This is a genomic window from Psychrobacter sp., from assembly GCF_030454045.1.
Taxonomy (GTDB): Bacteria; Pseudomonadota; Gammaproteobacteria; order Pseudomonadales; family Moraxellaceae; genus Psychrobacter.
Genome location: NZ_JAKDJE010000068.1, coordinates 1 through 16,000 on the forward strand (window position 1 = coordinate 1; position 16,000 = coordinate 16,000).

At 44.0% G+C, this 16,000-nt stretch carries 12 protein-coding genes; 7 read left to right on the forward strand and 5 right to left on the reverse strand.

Features of this window, described 5'->3' with window-relative positions:
• Window positions 1-41: 41 nt before the first annotated feature.
• A complete protein-coding gene (locus tag L0G63_RS11070; RefSeq protein ID WP_301450707.1) occupies window positions 42-1,310 on the reverse strand; it encodes an aldehyde dehydrogenase family protein in 1,269 nt (422 codons plus the stop codon).
• A gap of 347 nt (window positions 1,311-1,657) precedes the next feature.
• Here L0G63_RS11070 and L0G63_RS11075 point away from each other — a divergent pair, with 347 nt between their 5' ends.
• The 7 genes from L0G63_RS11075 to L0G63_RS11105 all read left to right on the forward strand — a co-directional run bounded on the left by L0G63_RS11075 (window position 1,658) and on the right by L0G63_RS11105 (window position 10,001).
• Complete coding sequence (locus L0G63_RS11075; protein WP_301450708.1) at window positions 1,658-2,263, forward strand: TetR/AcrR family transcriptional regulator; 606 nt, start codon at window positions 1,658-1,660, stop codon at window positions 2,261-2,263.
• 282 nt (window positions 2,264-2,545) lie between these two features.
• Window positions 2,546-3,757, forward strand: a complete 1,212-nt coding sequence (locus L0G63_RS11080) for an iron-containing alcohol dehydrogenase (protein ID WP_301450709.1) — start codon at window positions 2,546-2,548, stop codon at window positions 3,755-3,757.
• Window positions 3,758-3,926: 169 nt separating this feature from the next.
• Window positions 3,927-4,976, forward strand: a complete 1,050-nt coding sequence (locus tag L0G63_RS11085; RefSeq protein ID WP_301450710.1) for an NADP-dependent oxidoreductase — start codon at window positions 3,927-3,929, stop codon at window positions 4,974-4,976.
• A gap of 246 nt (window positions 4,977-5,222) precedes the next feature.
• Entirely contained in the window at window positions 5,223-5,900 is a 678-nt protein-coding gene (locus L0G63_RS11090; protein WP_301450711.1) for a type 1 glutamine amidotransferase domain-containing protein, read from the forward strand.
• Window positions 5,901-5,904: 4 nt separating this feature from the next.
• Complete coding sequence (locus tag L0G63_RS11095; protein WP_301450712.1) at window positions 5,905-6,534, forward strand: glutathione S-transferase family protein; 630 nt, start codon at window positions 5,905-5,907, stop codon at window positions 6,532-6,534.
• 372 nt (window positions 6,535-6,906) lie between these two features.
• On the forward strand, window positions 6,907-8,595 hold the full coding sequence (locus tag L0G63_RS11100) for an MFS transporter (RefSeq protein WP_301450713.1): 1,689 nt from the start codon (window positions 6,907-6,909) through the stop codon (window positions 8,593-8,595).
• An 89-nt stretch (window positions 8,596-8,684) separates the two neighbouring features.
• Window positions 8,685-10,001 (forward strand): HlyD family secretion protein, encoded by a 1,317-nt coding sequence (locus L0G63_RS11105; protein ID WP_301450714.1) that lies wholly within the window; start codon window positions 8,685-8,687, stop codon window positions 9,999-10,001.
• Between the two features lie 93 nt (window positions 10,002-10,094).
• Here the strand turns inward: L0G63_RS11105 and pdxH are convergent, their stop codons facing one another.
• The 4 genes from pdxH to L0G63_RS11125 form a co-directional block, all read right to left on the reverse strand.
• Entirely contained in the window at window positions 10,095-10,754 is a 660-nt protein-coding gene (gene pdxH, locus L0G63_RS11110) for a pyridoxamine 5'-phosphate oxidase (protein WP_301450717.1), read from the reverse strand.
• A gap of 76 nt (window positions 10,755-10,830) precedes the next feature.
• The gene (gene glmM, locus L0G63_RS11115) at window positions 10,831-12,198 is read right to left on the reverse strand and encodes a phosphoglucosamine mutase (protein ID WP_301450715.1); all 1,368 of its coding nucleotides are present in this window, start codon (window positions 12,196-12,198) and stop codon (window positions 10,831-10,833) included.
• Window positions 12,199-12,395: 197 nt separating this feature from the next.
• Complete coding sequence (guaB, locus tag L0G63_RS11120) at window positions 12,396-13,868, reverse strand: IMP dehydrogenase (protein WP_301450716.1); 1,473 nt, start codon at window positions 13,866-13,868, stop codon at window positions 12,396-12,398.
• A gap of 268 nt (window positions 13,869-14,136) precedes the next feature.
• Complete coding sequence (locus L0G63_RS11125; RefSeq protein ID WP_301450718.1) at window positions 14,137-15,975, reverse strand: mechanosensitive ion channel family protein; 1,839 nt, start codon at window positions 15,973-15,975, stop codon at window positions 14,137-14,139.
• Window positions 15,976-16,000 lie beyond the last annotated feature (25 nt).

The following is a 16,000-nucleotide window of genomic DNA, read 5'->3' on the forward strand; positions in this document are numbered from 1 at the left end:
ATCTAGTCATAACACTATGATTGTCAATTATTCTATATATGTCAACACACCCTAGATAGGCCATACATAGAGTCATTGGCAATTGATAATGCATCGTCTTCATCTTTAGCACGAATGATACCAACCAAGGGTCCAAACACTTCATTACAGGATAGATCCATCTCGCGAGTGACTTCAGTAAAGATATGCGGCGGTACGACTTGGCCTTCAATCTCACCACTGAGTATCATTTTCGCGCCTTCGTCCTGCGCTTTGGCGATTTTCTCTTTGAGCGATTTGAGTTGTTTTTCGTTGATGATAGGGCCAACGGCAGTATCTTGCTTATTAGGATCACCGACATTCAATGTTTTGACATGTGCCAAGAAACGCTCTACGAAGTCATCATATATCTCGTCTTCCACGATAACCCTATTGATCGCGATACAGATTTGGCCTTGATGCAAGAATTTACCAAAAGCAGCTGCTTTGACTGCTTGCTCAATATCAGCATCCTTGAGTACAACAAATGGGCTGTTACCGCCAAGCTCAAGCGCGACTTGTTTGATATACTCACCGCCATTTGCTAGCTCACCGATGTGCTGGCCTACTGAGGTTGAGCCTGTGAATGATACTAAGCTTGGCGCTTTGTGCTCGACGATGGCGTCGCCTATCTCGCTACCTGAGCCGACCACGACGTTTAATAAACCTTTTGGCAGACCCGCTTCTTCAAACACTTTTGCTAGTAGTAAGCCACCTGTCACTGGTGTGTCGCTTGCTGGCTTTAATACAACCGCATTACCAAGGGCTAATGCTGGTGCGATAGAACGCTGGGTTAAATGCAGCGGAAAGTTCCATGGGCTAATGACTGCTACCACTCCGATGGGTTCGCGATAAATGAAGTTTTCTTTGCCAGGAGTGTTAGAGGGGCGAATCTTACCGTGTACGCGGTTAGGAAAAGACGCTGCTTCAAGCGTGATGGCACGTGCCGAGCTAAATTCAACCATGGCTTTAATGCGTGTACTGCCCGACTCTTTGATCAACCAGTCAACGATTTCATCTTGGCGCTGATCTAGGATACTGACTACCTTATACATAACAGCTGCACGCTCAGCTGGCGTCGTTTTTGCCCATTTGGCTTGCGCTTGTTCAGCAGCGTTATAGGCTTCATCAAGCTGCTCTTTGGTCGCTTGCTGAATCTCTACGAGTGTCTCACCATTGTAAGGGTTAGTATCAGTATTAATGCTATCATCTTTACCTTTTTGCCATTCACCGCCAATGAACTGCAAATGAAAATCGCTATAGGCATTACTGCTATTATCATTGCTTGACATAATTATCCTTATTTCTGCTTTGTTATATAAAAATTTATTTTCAGTACTTTGAATAAAATAGTTGAAGCTGTCTTATAGGTAAGATACTCACAGTTATGGTTAAATCACAAGTTGACATAAATTAAAATCGAAAATTTATGATAACTGATAAGAACAAAACCCACCTTGATAGACGACTGGTCTAATGCTACCATAGCTCTTAATAAAAAAAGACGGTTTTTTCGGTAGGGAGTGTTGATAAAACGTAACAAAGATAGGTATATACCATTAGAATATGCTGTGAATTTAATGCTTGAACAAGCCTTATTGCTCCATAAATACGACTATTAAGAGAGAAAATTTTATCTATGTCTAATATTACTGATGCTACGACCACACCTAATACTAAAGCTCACCTACTTGCTACAGGCTACCAGCTAATAGCCAAAAAAGGCTTTACGGCTGTCGGTCTCAAGCAAATATTGGATACAGCAGGTGTACCTAAAGGCTCCTTCTATCACTATTTCGCCTCAAAAGAAGCATTTGGTGAAGCCATTATTCATCATTATTTTAGTCTGTACAAAACCCGTCTGAATCTTATTGACGCTCAAGATGTCACGGCGCAGCAAAAACTCTACGACTACTTCCAAAACTGGTACGACACCCAGCAGAATGGTTGTGATCATGAAAAGTGCTTGGTTGTAAAATTGAGTGCAGAAGTGGCAGATATGTCGGAAACCATGCGTAAAGCCCTTGATGCTGGCTACCAACAAACCACCTCATGGCTGGCTGAATTAATCAAAGCAGGTTGGACAGATGGCTCGGTTCCTCGTCACGACAATATCTCAGCTGAGAGTATGGCCAAGCGTTGGTACTTTGCGTGGCTTGGTGCCAGCCTAATGGCTAAGATCAGCCAAACGAATACACCCCTAGCGGAAATTTGGCAAATGACGACGACTCAGATGGGACGTTGATAATAAGATAATAAACAGTAACGTTCTCGGTATTACAGCCCCCCTAAATTGGGGGCTTATGTTTGCGCCCACACATCCTATTGTTATTTAAAAACCCAATACTTGATAAAAACGTTGTATGAGAGTTTTGTAATCATTTATAAACAGCCACTAGACGACTGGTCTAATTGGTGTACAATGCGCATCAAGCTTTAGAGCAAATGTAAAATAAGCATTGCTTACCACTCATTGTTTAACGTCAACATATTTGGCGGAACCATTTTTATCAACATCAGGAATTTTATGAATAACTTTCAATACTACAACCCAGTCCGCATCGTTTTTGGTGAAGGTCAAATCGAACAGTTATCAGACCTAGTGCCTACTGATGCTCGCGTTCTTATTACTTACGGTGGTGGTTCAGCACAGCGTACCGGTACTTTAGATGAAGTAAAAACTGCATTAGCGGCTAGCGGTAACCGTACCGTCTTTGAATTTGGTGGTATCGAGGCTAACCCAGAATTCACCACACTATTAAAAGCAGCCGACATGGTGAATGAGCACAACATCGACTTCTTATTAGCAGTCGGCGGTGGTTCTGTAATTGATGGCAGTAAATTTGTGGCACTCGTATCTTCATTAACTGAAAAAGATGGTACTGTCTCGCGTGATCAAGCTTGGGACGCGCTAACGGGTTATTGCAAGAACATCGATTCTGCTATTGACCTAGGTGCAGTATTGACCATCCCAGCAACGGGTTCTGAGATGAACTCAGGCGGCGTAATTAACTATAGCGAACGTCAAGCAAAACTGCCATTTGGTAACCCATTAGCCTTCCCTAAATTCTCAATTCTAGATCCAGTCAAGACACTGACACTTCCTGAACGTCAGGTTATGAACGGCGTTGCTGATGCATTCGTCCATGTGATGGAACAGTATCTGACTTATCCAGTCAATGCTAAAGTCCAAGATGCTTTTGCTGAAAGCTTGCTCAAAATCCTTATTGATGAAGGCCTAGTGGTTAAGCAAGATCCAGAAAATCTAGAAACACGTAAGAACATTATGTGGACAGCAACCATGGCATTGAATGGCTTGATTGGTACTGGTGTACCACAAGACTGGACAACTCACATGGTTGGTCATGAGCTTACGTCACTACACGCCATCGATCATGCACGTACCTTGACCATCGTGTTGCCATCAGTCATGCGTGAGTTAAAAGAAAGCAAAAAAGAAAAACTACTCCAGTACGCACGTAACGTATGGAACATCACTGATACTGACCAAGACGACGACACCATCATCGAAACGGCCATTGTCTATACTGAAAACTTCTTCCGCGAGCTTGGCTTGCCAGTGAGCCTAGAAGACGTCGACTTGACTGAGTCAGCGATTGATCCAATTATCAAGCAACTTGATGCACATAACATGGTCAAACTTGGTGAGCACGGCAAAAACGATTTAGACGTCTCACGTCGTATCTTACAGCGTGCTGTGACTAGCAAAGCCTCTTAATAAGCGGTATAGCAAGAACTGTCAGAAGAATTATAAGAAAAATCGCGACAGTAACAATACCTACATATCGTTATGCTATTTATAGTAGCTATTCAGTTCAATGCTGAGTAGTTACTACATCTAATACCTCTATAATAATGACAATGAATAACTATAAAGGAGTCCTACGATGAGCTTCGATAAAGAGCAGAATCAACAAATAAACCGTCAAATCAAACTTGCCAGCCGCCCGAACGGCGAGCCAACCGCTGATAACTTTGATCTAACAACCAGCGACATCCCAACGCCAAACGATAACGAGATGTTATTACGCACGGTATATCTGTCATTAGACCCATATATGCGTGGCCGTATGAGCGATGCAAAAAGCTATGCAGACCCATTAGCAGTCGGTGACGTCATCATGGGCGGCACGGTTGCTCAAGTGGTCGAGTCTAATATCGATAAGTTTGCTGTCGGTGATTTGGTCGTATCAAATTCCGGCTGGCAGGACTACAGTGTCAGTGATGGCGAAGGCGTCCTGAAACTGGACAAAAACATGGCAAACCCTTCTTATGGTTTAGGTGTGTTAGGTATGCCCGGCTTCACTGGTTACATGGGTCTGACCGATATCGGTAAACCACAAAAAGGCGAAACGTTAGTTGTCGCAGCGGCCACTGGCCCTGTCGGTGCTACGGTCGGTCAAGTGGGTAATCAATATGGTCTTCGCACTGTTGCTGTAGCAGGCGGTAAAGAGAAATGCGATTTCGCGGTCAACGAGCTTGGCTTTGATGTCTGTATCGACCACAAAGCTGATGACTTCGCTGAGCAACTAAAAGCCGCGTGCCCAGATGGGATCGACATTTATTACGAAAACGTCGGTGGGCACGTGTTTGATGCGGTCATGCCATTATTAAATGATCATGCTCGTATTCCCGTATGCGGTCTGGTCTCACAATACAATGCAACCGATCTACCTGATGGCAAAGACCGTCTAGGTCAATTGATGGGACTCATTCTCCGTCAGCGTCTCACGGTCAGAGGCTTCATTATCTTTGAAGAGTATGGCGACCACTTCCCAGAGTTCTTAGAAACCATGAGCAAATGGGTAGAGTCAGGCGACGTCAAAACCAAAGAATACATCGCTGATGGTCTAAACAATGCACCAGAAGCCTTTGTCAGTATGTTAAACGGTGATAATTTTGGTAAAACCGTGGTTAAGGTCTCTGACGTTCAGTAACTTATGTTAAATAATTGATTGTTAAATAATTGACGATAGGTAATAACTATTGTTAATAAAAACTTAACAACACAACTTGCTAAAATCACTACTGAAATTTACGTCTGAAGCAGGAATAATATTAGCGGTCATCAATTCTATTGATATGACTTGGTGCTTAAACCGAATCATTGTTGATAAAGACAAAAAACACATGACTTTTAAACACTTGCTTTACTCATATATAAACAATAAATAAGGATAATCATGAATATTTTAATGGTACTAACCTCACACGACCGTCTAGGCGATACTGGTAAAAAGACAGGATTTTGGCTAGAAGAGTTTGCAGCTCCCTACTATGCATTTCTTGATGCTGGCGTCAACGTAACCTTGGCCTCGCCTGCTGGCGGTCAACCACCACTAGATCCTAGTAGTGACACGGAAGACGCGCAAACCAAAGATACTAAGCGTTTCAAAGAAGACAAAGACGCTCAAGAACATTTGGCTAATACCAAAAAACTTGCTGATATGAAAGCGGAAGATTTTGATTCAGTTTTCTACCCTGGCGGTCACGGCCCATTATGGGATTTGGCAGTAGACAAAAACTCTATCAATCTGATTGAGACTTTTGTTAAGCAAGATAAGCCTGTCGCGTTTGTTTGCCATTCTCCTGCAGCACTTAAAAACGTGAAAGTTGACGGCGAGTACTTAGTAAAAGGCAAAACAGTCACAGGCTTTACCAACTCAGAAGAAGATGCCGTTGGCCTAACAGACGTAGTACCGTTCCTAGTAGAAGACGTATTGAAAGCTAATGGTGGTAACTACGAAAAAGCGGCCGATTGGGAATCGTTTGTCGTGGAAGATGGTTTATTGATCACTGGTCAAAACCCAGCATCCTCAGAAGAAGCGGCTACGCGCCTTGTTGCCAAGCTAAAAGGTTAATATCATGATTCGCTTACATCACCTTAATCAGTCACGTTCGTTGCGTACGCTTTGGCTCTTAGAAGAGCTAGGCGTGCCTTATGAAATTGTTAGTTACCAACGTGATGCCAAAACTCATTTGGCACCGGATTCTTTAAAAGCAGTGCATCCACTCGGTAAATCTCCGGTTATCGAGATGGACGGCCAAATTTATGCTGAATCAGGGGCCATTACTGAGTTACTGATTGAGCGATTTGCGCCCGAGCGTCTACGCCCTGCTACAGACAGCTCGGACTATGGATATTATCTACAGTGGATTGACTTTGCAGAAAGCTCGCTGATGTTGCCATTAATGCTTGAATTGTTTATCAAAAAAGCAGGCGTTAACGACAATGAGTTTTTGAACGATTATATTGATATAGAAAAAACCAGATTGTTTGAGTATCTGGATGCCTCAGTTGCAGGCAAGTCGTTCATCGTTGGTGATAAGTTGAGCGGTGCTGATTTTATGCTGTCATTTGACTTAATCATTCTTGCTAAGCGCCAAAAGCTTGATGCGTATCCAAATATCAGACAGTATGCCAAACAGCTGGCTCGTCTTGATAGCTATCAGCGTGCCATGCAGCTAGAAGCAAAGTATGACGAAACCATCTAACCTGATGCCTTAACTGACAGACCATTTTTTCGATACACAAAAACAGCTCTGTAAGGGGCTGTTTTTTATTCGTGTATGATTTTAAGTTTGTGTGACAGATTAGTAGGTCTGATGAACCATTACAACATAGTAAGCTTAGACGTTAAGTCAACCAAAAATGCCATTCAATATGGCCTGCAAATTACGTGTCGATGACAAAAGCACGATAAAAGTTATGATAAAATCCTTTCTGAATTTTTTGGGTTATCTTTCAGATACCATCAGTGAGTTGACTGGCTTTTCACGCTATAAATACCAATTACACTGACCTGACTCCCCGTCTGGCATCTGTCCTATATCACTCTATTTCCTTATACAGATTGTGGTACGCCCATGAGTAACGAATACCAGTTTAAGCCCCACGAACAGCCAATAATGGTGGGCTCTCCAGCCAATCCTGACCATCCGGCACGCCGTAAAGTATTTTATTTGCTTATTGGGATTTTTGTGGGTCTCACAGCCAGCTTCCAAAATGGCTTACTCGTTGCCAATCTGACGCAAATTCAGGGTGAGATGGGTCTGACACCAGTCGAAGGTGGCTGGATATCTGTCAGCTATAATATGACCAATGCTTGTATCACCGTTCTGCTGTACAAGATCCGTCAGCAGTTTGGGATGTCGCTATTTAGTAAGATTACGCTGTTTTTTTTATTAGCCGCTACGAGTTTGCAATGGTTGGTCAGCAGTCACTTATTGGACACGCCTAATATCCAAATCGAGCCTTACTATTTAGAGATTATCGCTAGAGGTCTGAGCGGTATGGTCGCCAGTGGCATGACCATATTGGGATTGTTTTATTGCTTGCAGGGTATGCCAACCGTTAAACGTACGAGTGGCCTTATATTAGGATTTGGCTTGGTACAGCTAGGTATTCCATTATCACGTGTCATCTCGCCCTACCTTGCCATTGACGGTCAGATCGAAAACTTATTTTTATTCCAATTTGGTTTGGCACTGATTTGTTTTGGCCTGATTAATATATTAGAGCTACCACCCGGCATTACAGAAAAAGTCTTTGAAAAGCTTGATTTTTTGAGCTTTGCTTTTTTTGCTAGCGGTTTGGCAGCGTTGGCTGTGGTGTTAGTACAAGGTAGGATTCTGTGGTGGACGACCCCTTGGCTTAGTTATCCATTGATGATTGCTATCGTCGGGATTAGCATCGCGTTATGGATTGAGACGCATCGCAAAAATCCGATGCTACAAGTGCGCTGGATGCGTAGCCGCAATATTATTGCCTTTATGGTGACGGGCGCTGTCATGCGGATTTTGCTATCTGAGCAAAACGTCGGAGCGGCAGGATTGCTCGCTAACCTCGGCTACGGTAACGATCAGCTGGTTACTTTTTATGCTGTTATTATAGCCGCCAGTGCACTGGCTTTGATTATTAGTATTTTTAGTACCAATGCGATGGATTTGCGCCGACCTGTTATTTTTGCCGTGGCATTGATTGCCTTAGGTTCTTGGATGGATGTTGGTGTGTCAACTAATTCAGCACCCTATATGTTTTATTTTAGCCAGTTTTTGATTGCCTTTGCTGCGGTCTATTTTATGGGGCCTTTGGTCTTTGAAGGGTTTTTGCGAGCTATTGCCAGTGGCCCTGCGTATATCATTAGTTTTTCAGTGATTTTTGGCATCTCCCAAACGGTTGGCGGATTGGCAGGCGCGGCAGCGATTCAAGCGTTCACCACCATCCGTACACAAGTACACTACGCAGATATGGTCAACTCTTTGAATTTGGGCGATCCTGCATTTAGCGCCCAGGTGGCTGGTACTCGCAATATGTTATCAAGTCAGACCACAGATACTGCACAAGCAAATATTACGGCAGTGAGTCAGGTCTTACAAAACATTCAGCGCCAAGCAACAGTTTCAGCATATAGTGATTTGTTTTTTTTGATGGCAAGCCTTGCCACTACCGTTATGATTATTTTGCTCATCAATTATTTTTATAACCGTTATCATAAGCGTAATCCCCTTGCAAACGAGCTCGCCGTCATTGCAAAAATGCGTGAAACAAAATAGTCAAGCTTATTACACTGGTAATTTTTTAACCCGATTTATTTATAGTCAGACCACTTTAGTATTTGCTTATTCATATTTAGGAGCACGTCATGAGCCAAGAAAAACCAAATGAGCTTAATAAAATACCTCAGACGTCAACTGATGCTCCAGCAACAGACACACGTACAGAGTCTGCTACGGCTCCAGTAGAGACCGCTACAAGCGCTACGCAAAAGAAAACGGATACATCCGAGATACAAGCAGCTACTGATACGCCTGATAGCGTGCGTGAGGATAACTCTGTAGAAGGCTCTATAGAAAATCAAGACGATGATAATGAAACGCCTATGCCGCCAAAAGAGCCCATCTCAAATACGGCTGGCTGGTCTCCCAAGAAAAAATCCTATCTAAATTTGGGATTATTGATTGCGCTGATTGTCATTGGTGTGGCTTTGATTTTATATGTTTGGAAACTGCCACCATTTACGCCTACGGTGCAACAAACCAATAACGCCTTTGTCAAAGGTCAAACCACTATTATTAGTCCGCAAGTTTCCGGCTATGTCACCGAAGTTGCGGTACAAGATTTTTCTCATGTGAACGCTGGAGATTTGCTAATAAAAATAGACGACCGAACCTTTCAGCAGCAGCTTGAACAAGCAGAAGCCAATACCGAAGTGGCTATTACCAATCGTTCTACCAATGATCAGGACACACAGTCGAGTCAGGCGCAAATCGAAGCCCGAAAAGCGGATCTATACAGTGCCAAAATCAATGTGGAGAGCGCTCGTGAAGATGTCAATCGCTACCAAGGATTAGATGCTATCGGTGCTGTATCCAAAGCAGAAGTGGCTCATATCAAAGCAAAGCTGGCTCAAGCACAGGCAAGCGTGCAACAGGCTGAAGCCAACTTACAAGCCGCTCAACAAAACCGAGAAAAAACCAGCGGCAGTCGTCCCTCACTAGATGCAAGTATCAAAAATGCGCAAGCGGGTGTAAAGCAAGCACAGATCAATCTAGATAACACGGTTATCACTGCCCCTGAGTCTGGTCAGCTGAGCCAAGTCAGTGTTAAAGAAGGACAGTACGTCAGCGCTGGCACCCAGCTTATGTACATCGTACCAAAAGGCATCTGGGTCATTGCAAACTTTAAGGAGACGCAAATCGCCAGTATGGCAATCGGTGAACCTGCGACCATTCATGTGGATGCACTTGGTGGTGCCAAGTTTACCGGTCATGTGAGCAATATCTCGCCTGCCACTGGTAGTGAATTTAGTGCAGGTGCAGCCAATCCTGCAACAGGCAATTACATAAAAATTGCGCAGCGTATTCCTGTACGAATCGACTTAGATCAAAATCAACCTGCACTGGCACGCCTACGTCCTGGTATGTCAGTGTCTGTGGATGTTAATACCGACACCAAATAAAATACTCAATGACATAAAAAAGCCACTCTAAACACCAAAATTGAGTTTTGAGTGGCTTTTTTATTTTTCACATGTATTAGGCGTTTTTGAATACTATGGAAGTAGACGCTTGGTCGTCCAGCTTTCGGTGCTCTCGCTGCCCTCACTATCTTGGGTATAGACAATACGATCGTGCATGCGATTGGCACGGCCTTGCCAAAATTCAATTGTTTCAACCGTAATCTCATACCCACCCCAAAACGCTGGCGTTGGCACTGTGGTGTTTTCTGGGTATTTGGCCTGAAGTTGCTCGAACGTTTTCTCCATTACTTCACGATTGGCCACTTCGCCACTTTGCGGCTGACTGACCCAAGCACCTATTTGGCTATCGTGTGGACGTTTTTGAAAATAGGCAGCAGATTTTTCAGCGTCAATTTTAGCAATACGACCGCTAATGCGAACTTGACGCTCAAGCTCATGCCAAAAAAACAGCGCTTCGGCATTGGGGTTTGCTGCAACGTCCTGCCCTTTCGCGCTTTCATAATTGGTATAAAAGACAATACCTGTTTCCGTGATTTCACGCAGCAAGACAATGCGGACGCTGGGCTTATTGTCTGCGCCGCAAGTTGCTACGCTCATCGCATATGGTTCTTGTACTTTTTGTGCGATCGCCTCATCCATCCAAGACTTAAAAAGCTCGAATGGTGACGTTGGTACTGACTGTTGATCGAGCTCGCCCTTTTCATATGAGAGGCGTTGGTCAGTAAAATCCATACTCATAGTCATATCCTGTTATAAAGTTATGGTGTATTAATTTTAGTATATCTACCTTCCCTAGTATTAGGTTGACTTATCCCAATACCGACTTGATCAGATCGCCCAAATCATTTGCCATCACATCACACTCTATTTCATCATCTGACTCAACCATTACTCGAATCATAGGCTCAGTACCTGACTGACGAATGAGCAGACGACCCCGACCTTCTAACGTTTCTTTTGCTTTGTCAAAAGCGTCCACCAATTCTTGATGCTCAAAGGGATCTTGCATCTGAGACAGACGTACATTAACCAGCTTCTGTGGTAACACATCAAACCCTTCAACAAGCTCACTTAGGGCACGTCCTCGCGCTTGCATCACGGCAAGGACCTGCAATCCTGCGATAATGGCATCGCCTGTGCGGCTTTTGTCTAGGCACAGAACATGTCCAGATGGCTCACCGCCTAATATCCAACCATTGGCCTCCAAGTCCTGCATGACATAACGATCACCCACTTTTGCACGAGTGAACTCAATATCAGCTGCTGTCAGCGCCAGCTCCAGTCCCATGTTACTCATAAGGGTACCAACAACCCCTGATGCTTTTGTTTTGCCTTGAGTGGCAAGTACATACAAAATACCGTCACCGTCGATTAGCTTACCTGTCTCATCGACCATCACAATACGATCGCCATCCCCATCTAATGCGATACCAACATCTGCTTCATGCTCAAGCACCGCTTTTTGCAGACTTTCAGGATGGGTAGAGCCACACTCAGCATTGATATTGATACCGTCTGGAGTGTTATTGATAGCGATAACATTAGCACCAAGCTCCCGCATGACTCTAGGTGCGACGCTATAGCCTGCACCATTGGCACAATCAACCACTATAGTTAGATAGCTAAGATCATACTGATATGGGAAACTGCCTTTGCAAAATTCAATGTAGCGACCTTTTGCATCACTAATGCGGCGGTTTTTGCCCAAATTTGCTGGATCAAGAATCGGCATCGCTGCTTCTTTACTATCCGTGTCATTTATAATCGCTGCTAGTTTTTCGTTGATGGCACTCTGCATCTCATCGCTAATCTTTTTACCATTACCCGAGAAGAACTTGATGCCGTTATCATAATAAGGATTGTGCGAGGCTGAAATAACCACGCCAGCATCGGCATTGAAACTGCGAGTCAGATGGGCAATCGCTGGTGTTGGCAAAGGACCAAGCATATAAACATCAACGCCTGCAGCATTGAACCCTGCTTGCAAAGCACCTTCAATAACATAACCTGAGAGACGAGTATCTTTGCCAATGACTACACTCGGTTTGCGCGTAGAATTTTCGTTTGCCTCTATGAGCACAAGCCCCGTTACATAACCCAGTTTTAAGATAAAGTCAGGTGTAATCGGCAACTCACCAAATTTTCCACGAATACCATCAGTGCCAAAGTAACTCATTATTTGTATTCCTCAGTTCTAAAAATAAAAGGCCAGACATATATGTAGGCAATATTATTATTGTAATAATCTGCTTTTATATTTTACAAAAAAAACAGCCAACAATAACAGAGCATTGTTGGCTGTTTGTATCTCAACGTCGCTATAGCTCTGCAATTGCGTCAATTCTGACACAATACAAAGCGGTAAAACGCCGCTTAGCTTACACGATAGTTCGGTGCTTCTTTTGTGATCTGTACATCATGCACGTGTGACTCTTTCATACCTGCTGAGGTCACTTTGATGAACTGTGGTTTTGTACGCATGTCCTCAATCGTGGCAGATCCAGTATAACCCATTGATGAGCGCAAACCACCAACCAATTGGTTAACAATACCAGCCACAGGACCTTTATAAGGAACGCGACCTTCAATACCTTCTGGTACTAACTTCTCTACCCCATCTTTGGCATCTTGGAAATAGCGATCTGATGAGCCATTTGAGCCTGACATCGCACCCAAGCTACCCATGCCACGGTACGCTTTATAGTAGCGACCTTGGAACAGCTCGACCTCACCTGGTGCCTCTTCAGTACCAGCCATCAGTGAGCCTACCATGATACATGACGCGCCAGCAGCAATTGCTTTTGCCATATCACCTGAATAGCGAATACCGCCATCAGCAATCAATGGAATACTGTTTTGCAAGGCACTTGCGACATTATCGATGGCTGAGATTTGTGGCACACCAATACCTGCAATGATACGAGTGGTACAGATAGACCCTGGTCCGATACCCACTTTTACGGCGTCAGCGCCTGCATCACGCAATGCTTTAGCGGCATCGCCAGTGGCGATATTACCACCGATAACTTGGACATTTGGATAGTGTTTTTTGATCCAAGACACTTTTTCGATCACGCCTCTTGAGTGGCCATGCGCCGTATCCACTACGATGACATCAACGTCAGCAGCAATCAATGCTTCAACTCGTGATTGTGTATCTGCGCCTGTACCAACGGCAGCACCAACACGTAGACGACCTTTCTCGTCTTTACAAGCATTTGGGTTATTTTCAGCTTTGGCAAAGTCGTTAACGGTAATCAAGCCGCGTAAACGAAAGTTGTCATCGATAACGATCACTTTTTCGATGCGATGCTCATGAAGCAATCTTTTGATGTTCTCGTTGCTCTCACCTTCATGCACAGTGACCAGCTGCTCTTTTGGTGTCATGATTTGACTAACAGGCAATGCCAAATTGGTCTCAAAACGCCAATCTCTGTGCGTCACAATGCCAACAACGTTGTCTGTACCCTTTTCTACCACTGGTACACCTGAGATATTATTATCTTGCGTCAAGCGTAGCAATTCACCAATCGTCATCTCTGGATGTACTGTAATCGGATCTACAACGGTACCCGCTTCAAACTTTTTGACGCGGCGTACTTGTGTGGCCTGCTTTTCGATGTTCATGCTCTTATGCAAAATACCCATACCACCAAGCTGAGCCATCGTGATCGCCATTTCAGACTCAGTGACGGTATCCATAGCAGCAGAGATCAGTGGAAGATTGAGCGTGATGTTTTTGGTCAAACGAGTAGACAGATCGGCAGTTTTTGGCAGGACTTCAGAATAGGCTGGCAATAATAAAACGTCATCAAAGGTTAAGGCTTCATCGACAATTCGCAACATACAGACCCCTAGTGGTGGTTATTTTGGTGGGTAGGAGCTCAGGGTTAGACGTATTAGCCGCCGCAACTGCCTAGGCAGTGCCGACTCATCGCTGACCACTCAGTTATCCTATAAAAATAACGCCATATTATAACAAATAAGCACCCCTCTGACATACTATATTTGTCAGATTATTTTACACAAATACATCTTTTACATCTTTGTCGATGACAAACATGCACTGCATAGTTAATGACGCTTTTTTATAGCGAATGATTCTCTCTGAGCGTTAAGGATTTTCTGTTAACGTAAAACGTTCTGTCGGTAAATACTTATTCTGCTGCTTATGCAAGTAGCCAAGCATCTGCTCACGTACTTCACAAGCGAGCGTCCATGCTTCAATGGGGCCTACTGAGGCAACAGCGCCGCGCAACTGGATCGTATTTTCGTTAACCTCAACCACAAAGACTGCAGGCTCAGTTTTATTGTCCCATAGCTCATTATCCTTTGTCACTGATATAAACTGTTGGCGAATGGCCTCAATATCTGCACCATAGTCGATGTATAAAAACACAGGACAGGTCTGATGCACTTCGGTATGAGACCAGTTCTCTACTTTTTCGGTAATCAACTCACGCATCGGCACGATTAGTCGGCGTTCATCCCATGTTTTGAGCACCGCATAAGTGTACCTCAAATCTTCGACAGTACTAAAATTACCATTCATAATCACACTATCGCCAATCCGCACAGGCTGCGTTACTGCTACCTGTACCCCAGCAATGATGTTACCCAATATGGGCTGAGCGGCGATACCAATGACCACACCTGCAATACCCGCTGAGGTCAGTAAGGTTTTACCAAGACCTTCCATATTGGCAAACTCACTCAGTCCTATCCAGATACTACCCAATATCATGACAAAAATGAAAACGCGGCGGAATATCGACACATAAGTGCGACGACGGCGCACTTTATCAAAATGCTCTTCTCCTAGGTTTTCAATCTGCATGTCTTGATAACGATTGGCAAAAAAGTTAATAACCCGTATACCAAGCCACATGGCGCTAAATACCAGCCCAATCCAAATAAGGGGGCGAATTGATGAGGCCACAGCATCGAGGTAAGGAAAGCCGCCAGAAACCAGCGTAAAGACGAGTGAAAAACTGATGGTAAAGGTTAGTGGCACAGTCAGTTTGCTGACCAAATCCGCCACTCCTTTGGTACTGCCAGCGTATCTGCTGTACTTCTCATCATCAATATAACGACTGATGATTTTTTCTGCACCTTTACTGAGTATCCAACCGACACCCATAGTCAGTAAGAAAAACAGTATCAAGGATAAAAACTCCCACAACGCAATCCCAAAGAACTGTAACTTTAACCAAGTGGGCAGGTAACGCTCAAACTCTGCTGGATGGTACTGCTCATAAAGATTTTCTATATTATCAACAGTTTGTGCAGAGAATACCCACATAGGGGTATCATCACCTACACGCACCCGCTCCAAATAAATAGGCACACGGCGTTCTCGATAATCAATATAGCCAAGCTGAATAGAGCGTCTAGGGATACCCATAATACTACTGTCATTACCCAGTGGGGGTTCGATCAGACCATCAGGACGATCGGGCATATCATCGAATACGTACAACTCCTTTTCAGACAGCAAAAGATCAAGCTGCTTTGTCAGATCGATTGAGCGGCTGCGCTGGTCTTGCTCATCGATCAAGTTCATATTGAGCGCATACGCGGCCAAATCATACTGCTGCTTCATGACCGCAGATTGAAAAAACTCTAAAGTTGCAAGTGGCGTTGCTAGATTTGGCGGTGTAGATAGTGGTGGTAGCCCAACATTGAGTTTATCGAGCAGATAATAATTTTCGCTATACTCGCCTGTCAGTCCTATATCACCTTGCAATGTTCCCGCTTGCTGTACTGCCTTGCGCTCAGTGGGATCAAACATCTCCTCAGCGATACCTGAGAGACTGATGTTCTCATCTTTGATTGTATTGATTTGCTGAACGGTATATTCAGCCAAATTATCAGGCTTAGTCGCTTGTGTACGATTTTGTGCCTCTGCCGTTTGCGCATCTATACTAGGGGCTGTATAGAATTGAGAAAACATTGAAAAAAATAAGCAACACCTTACT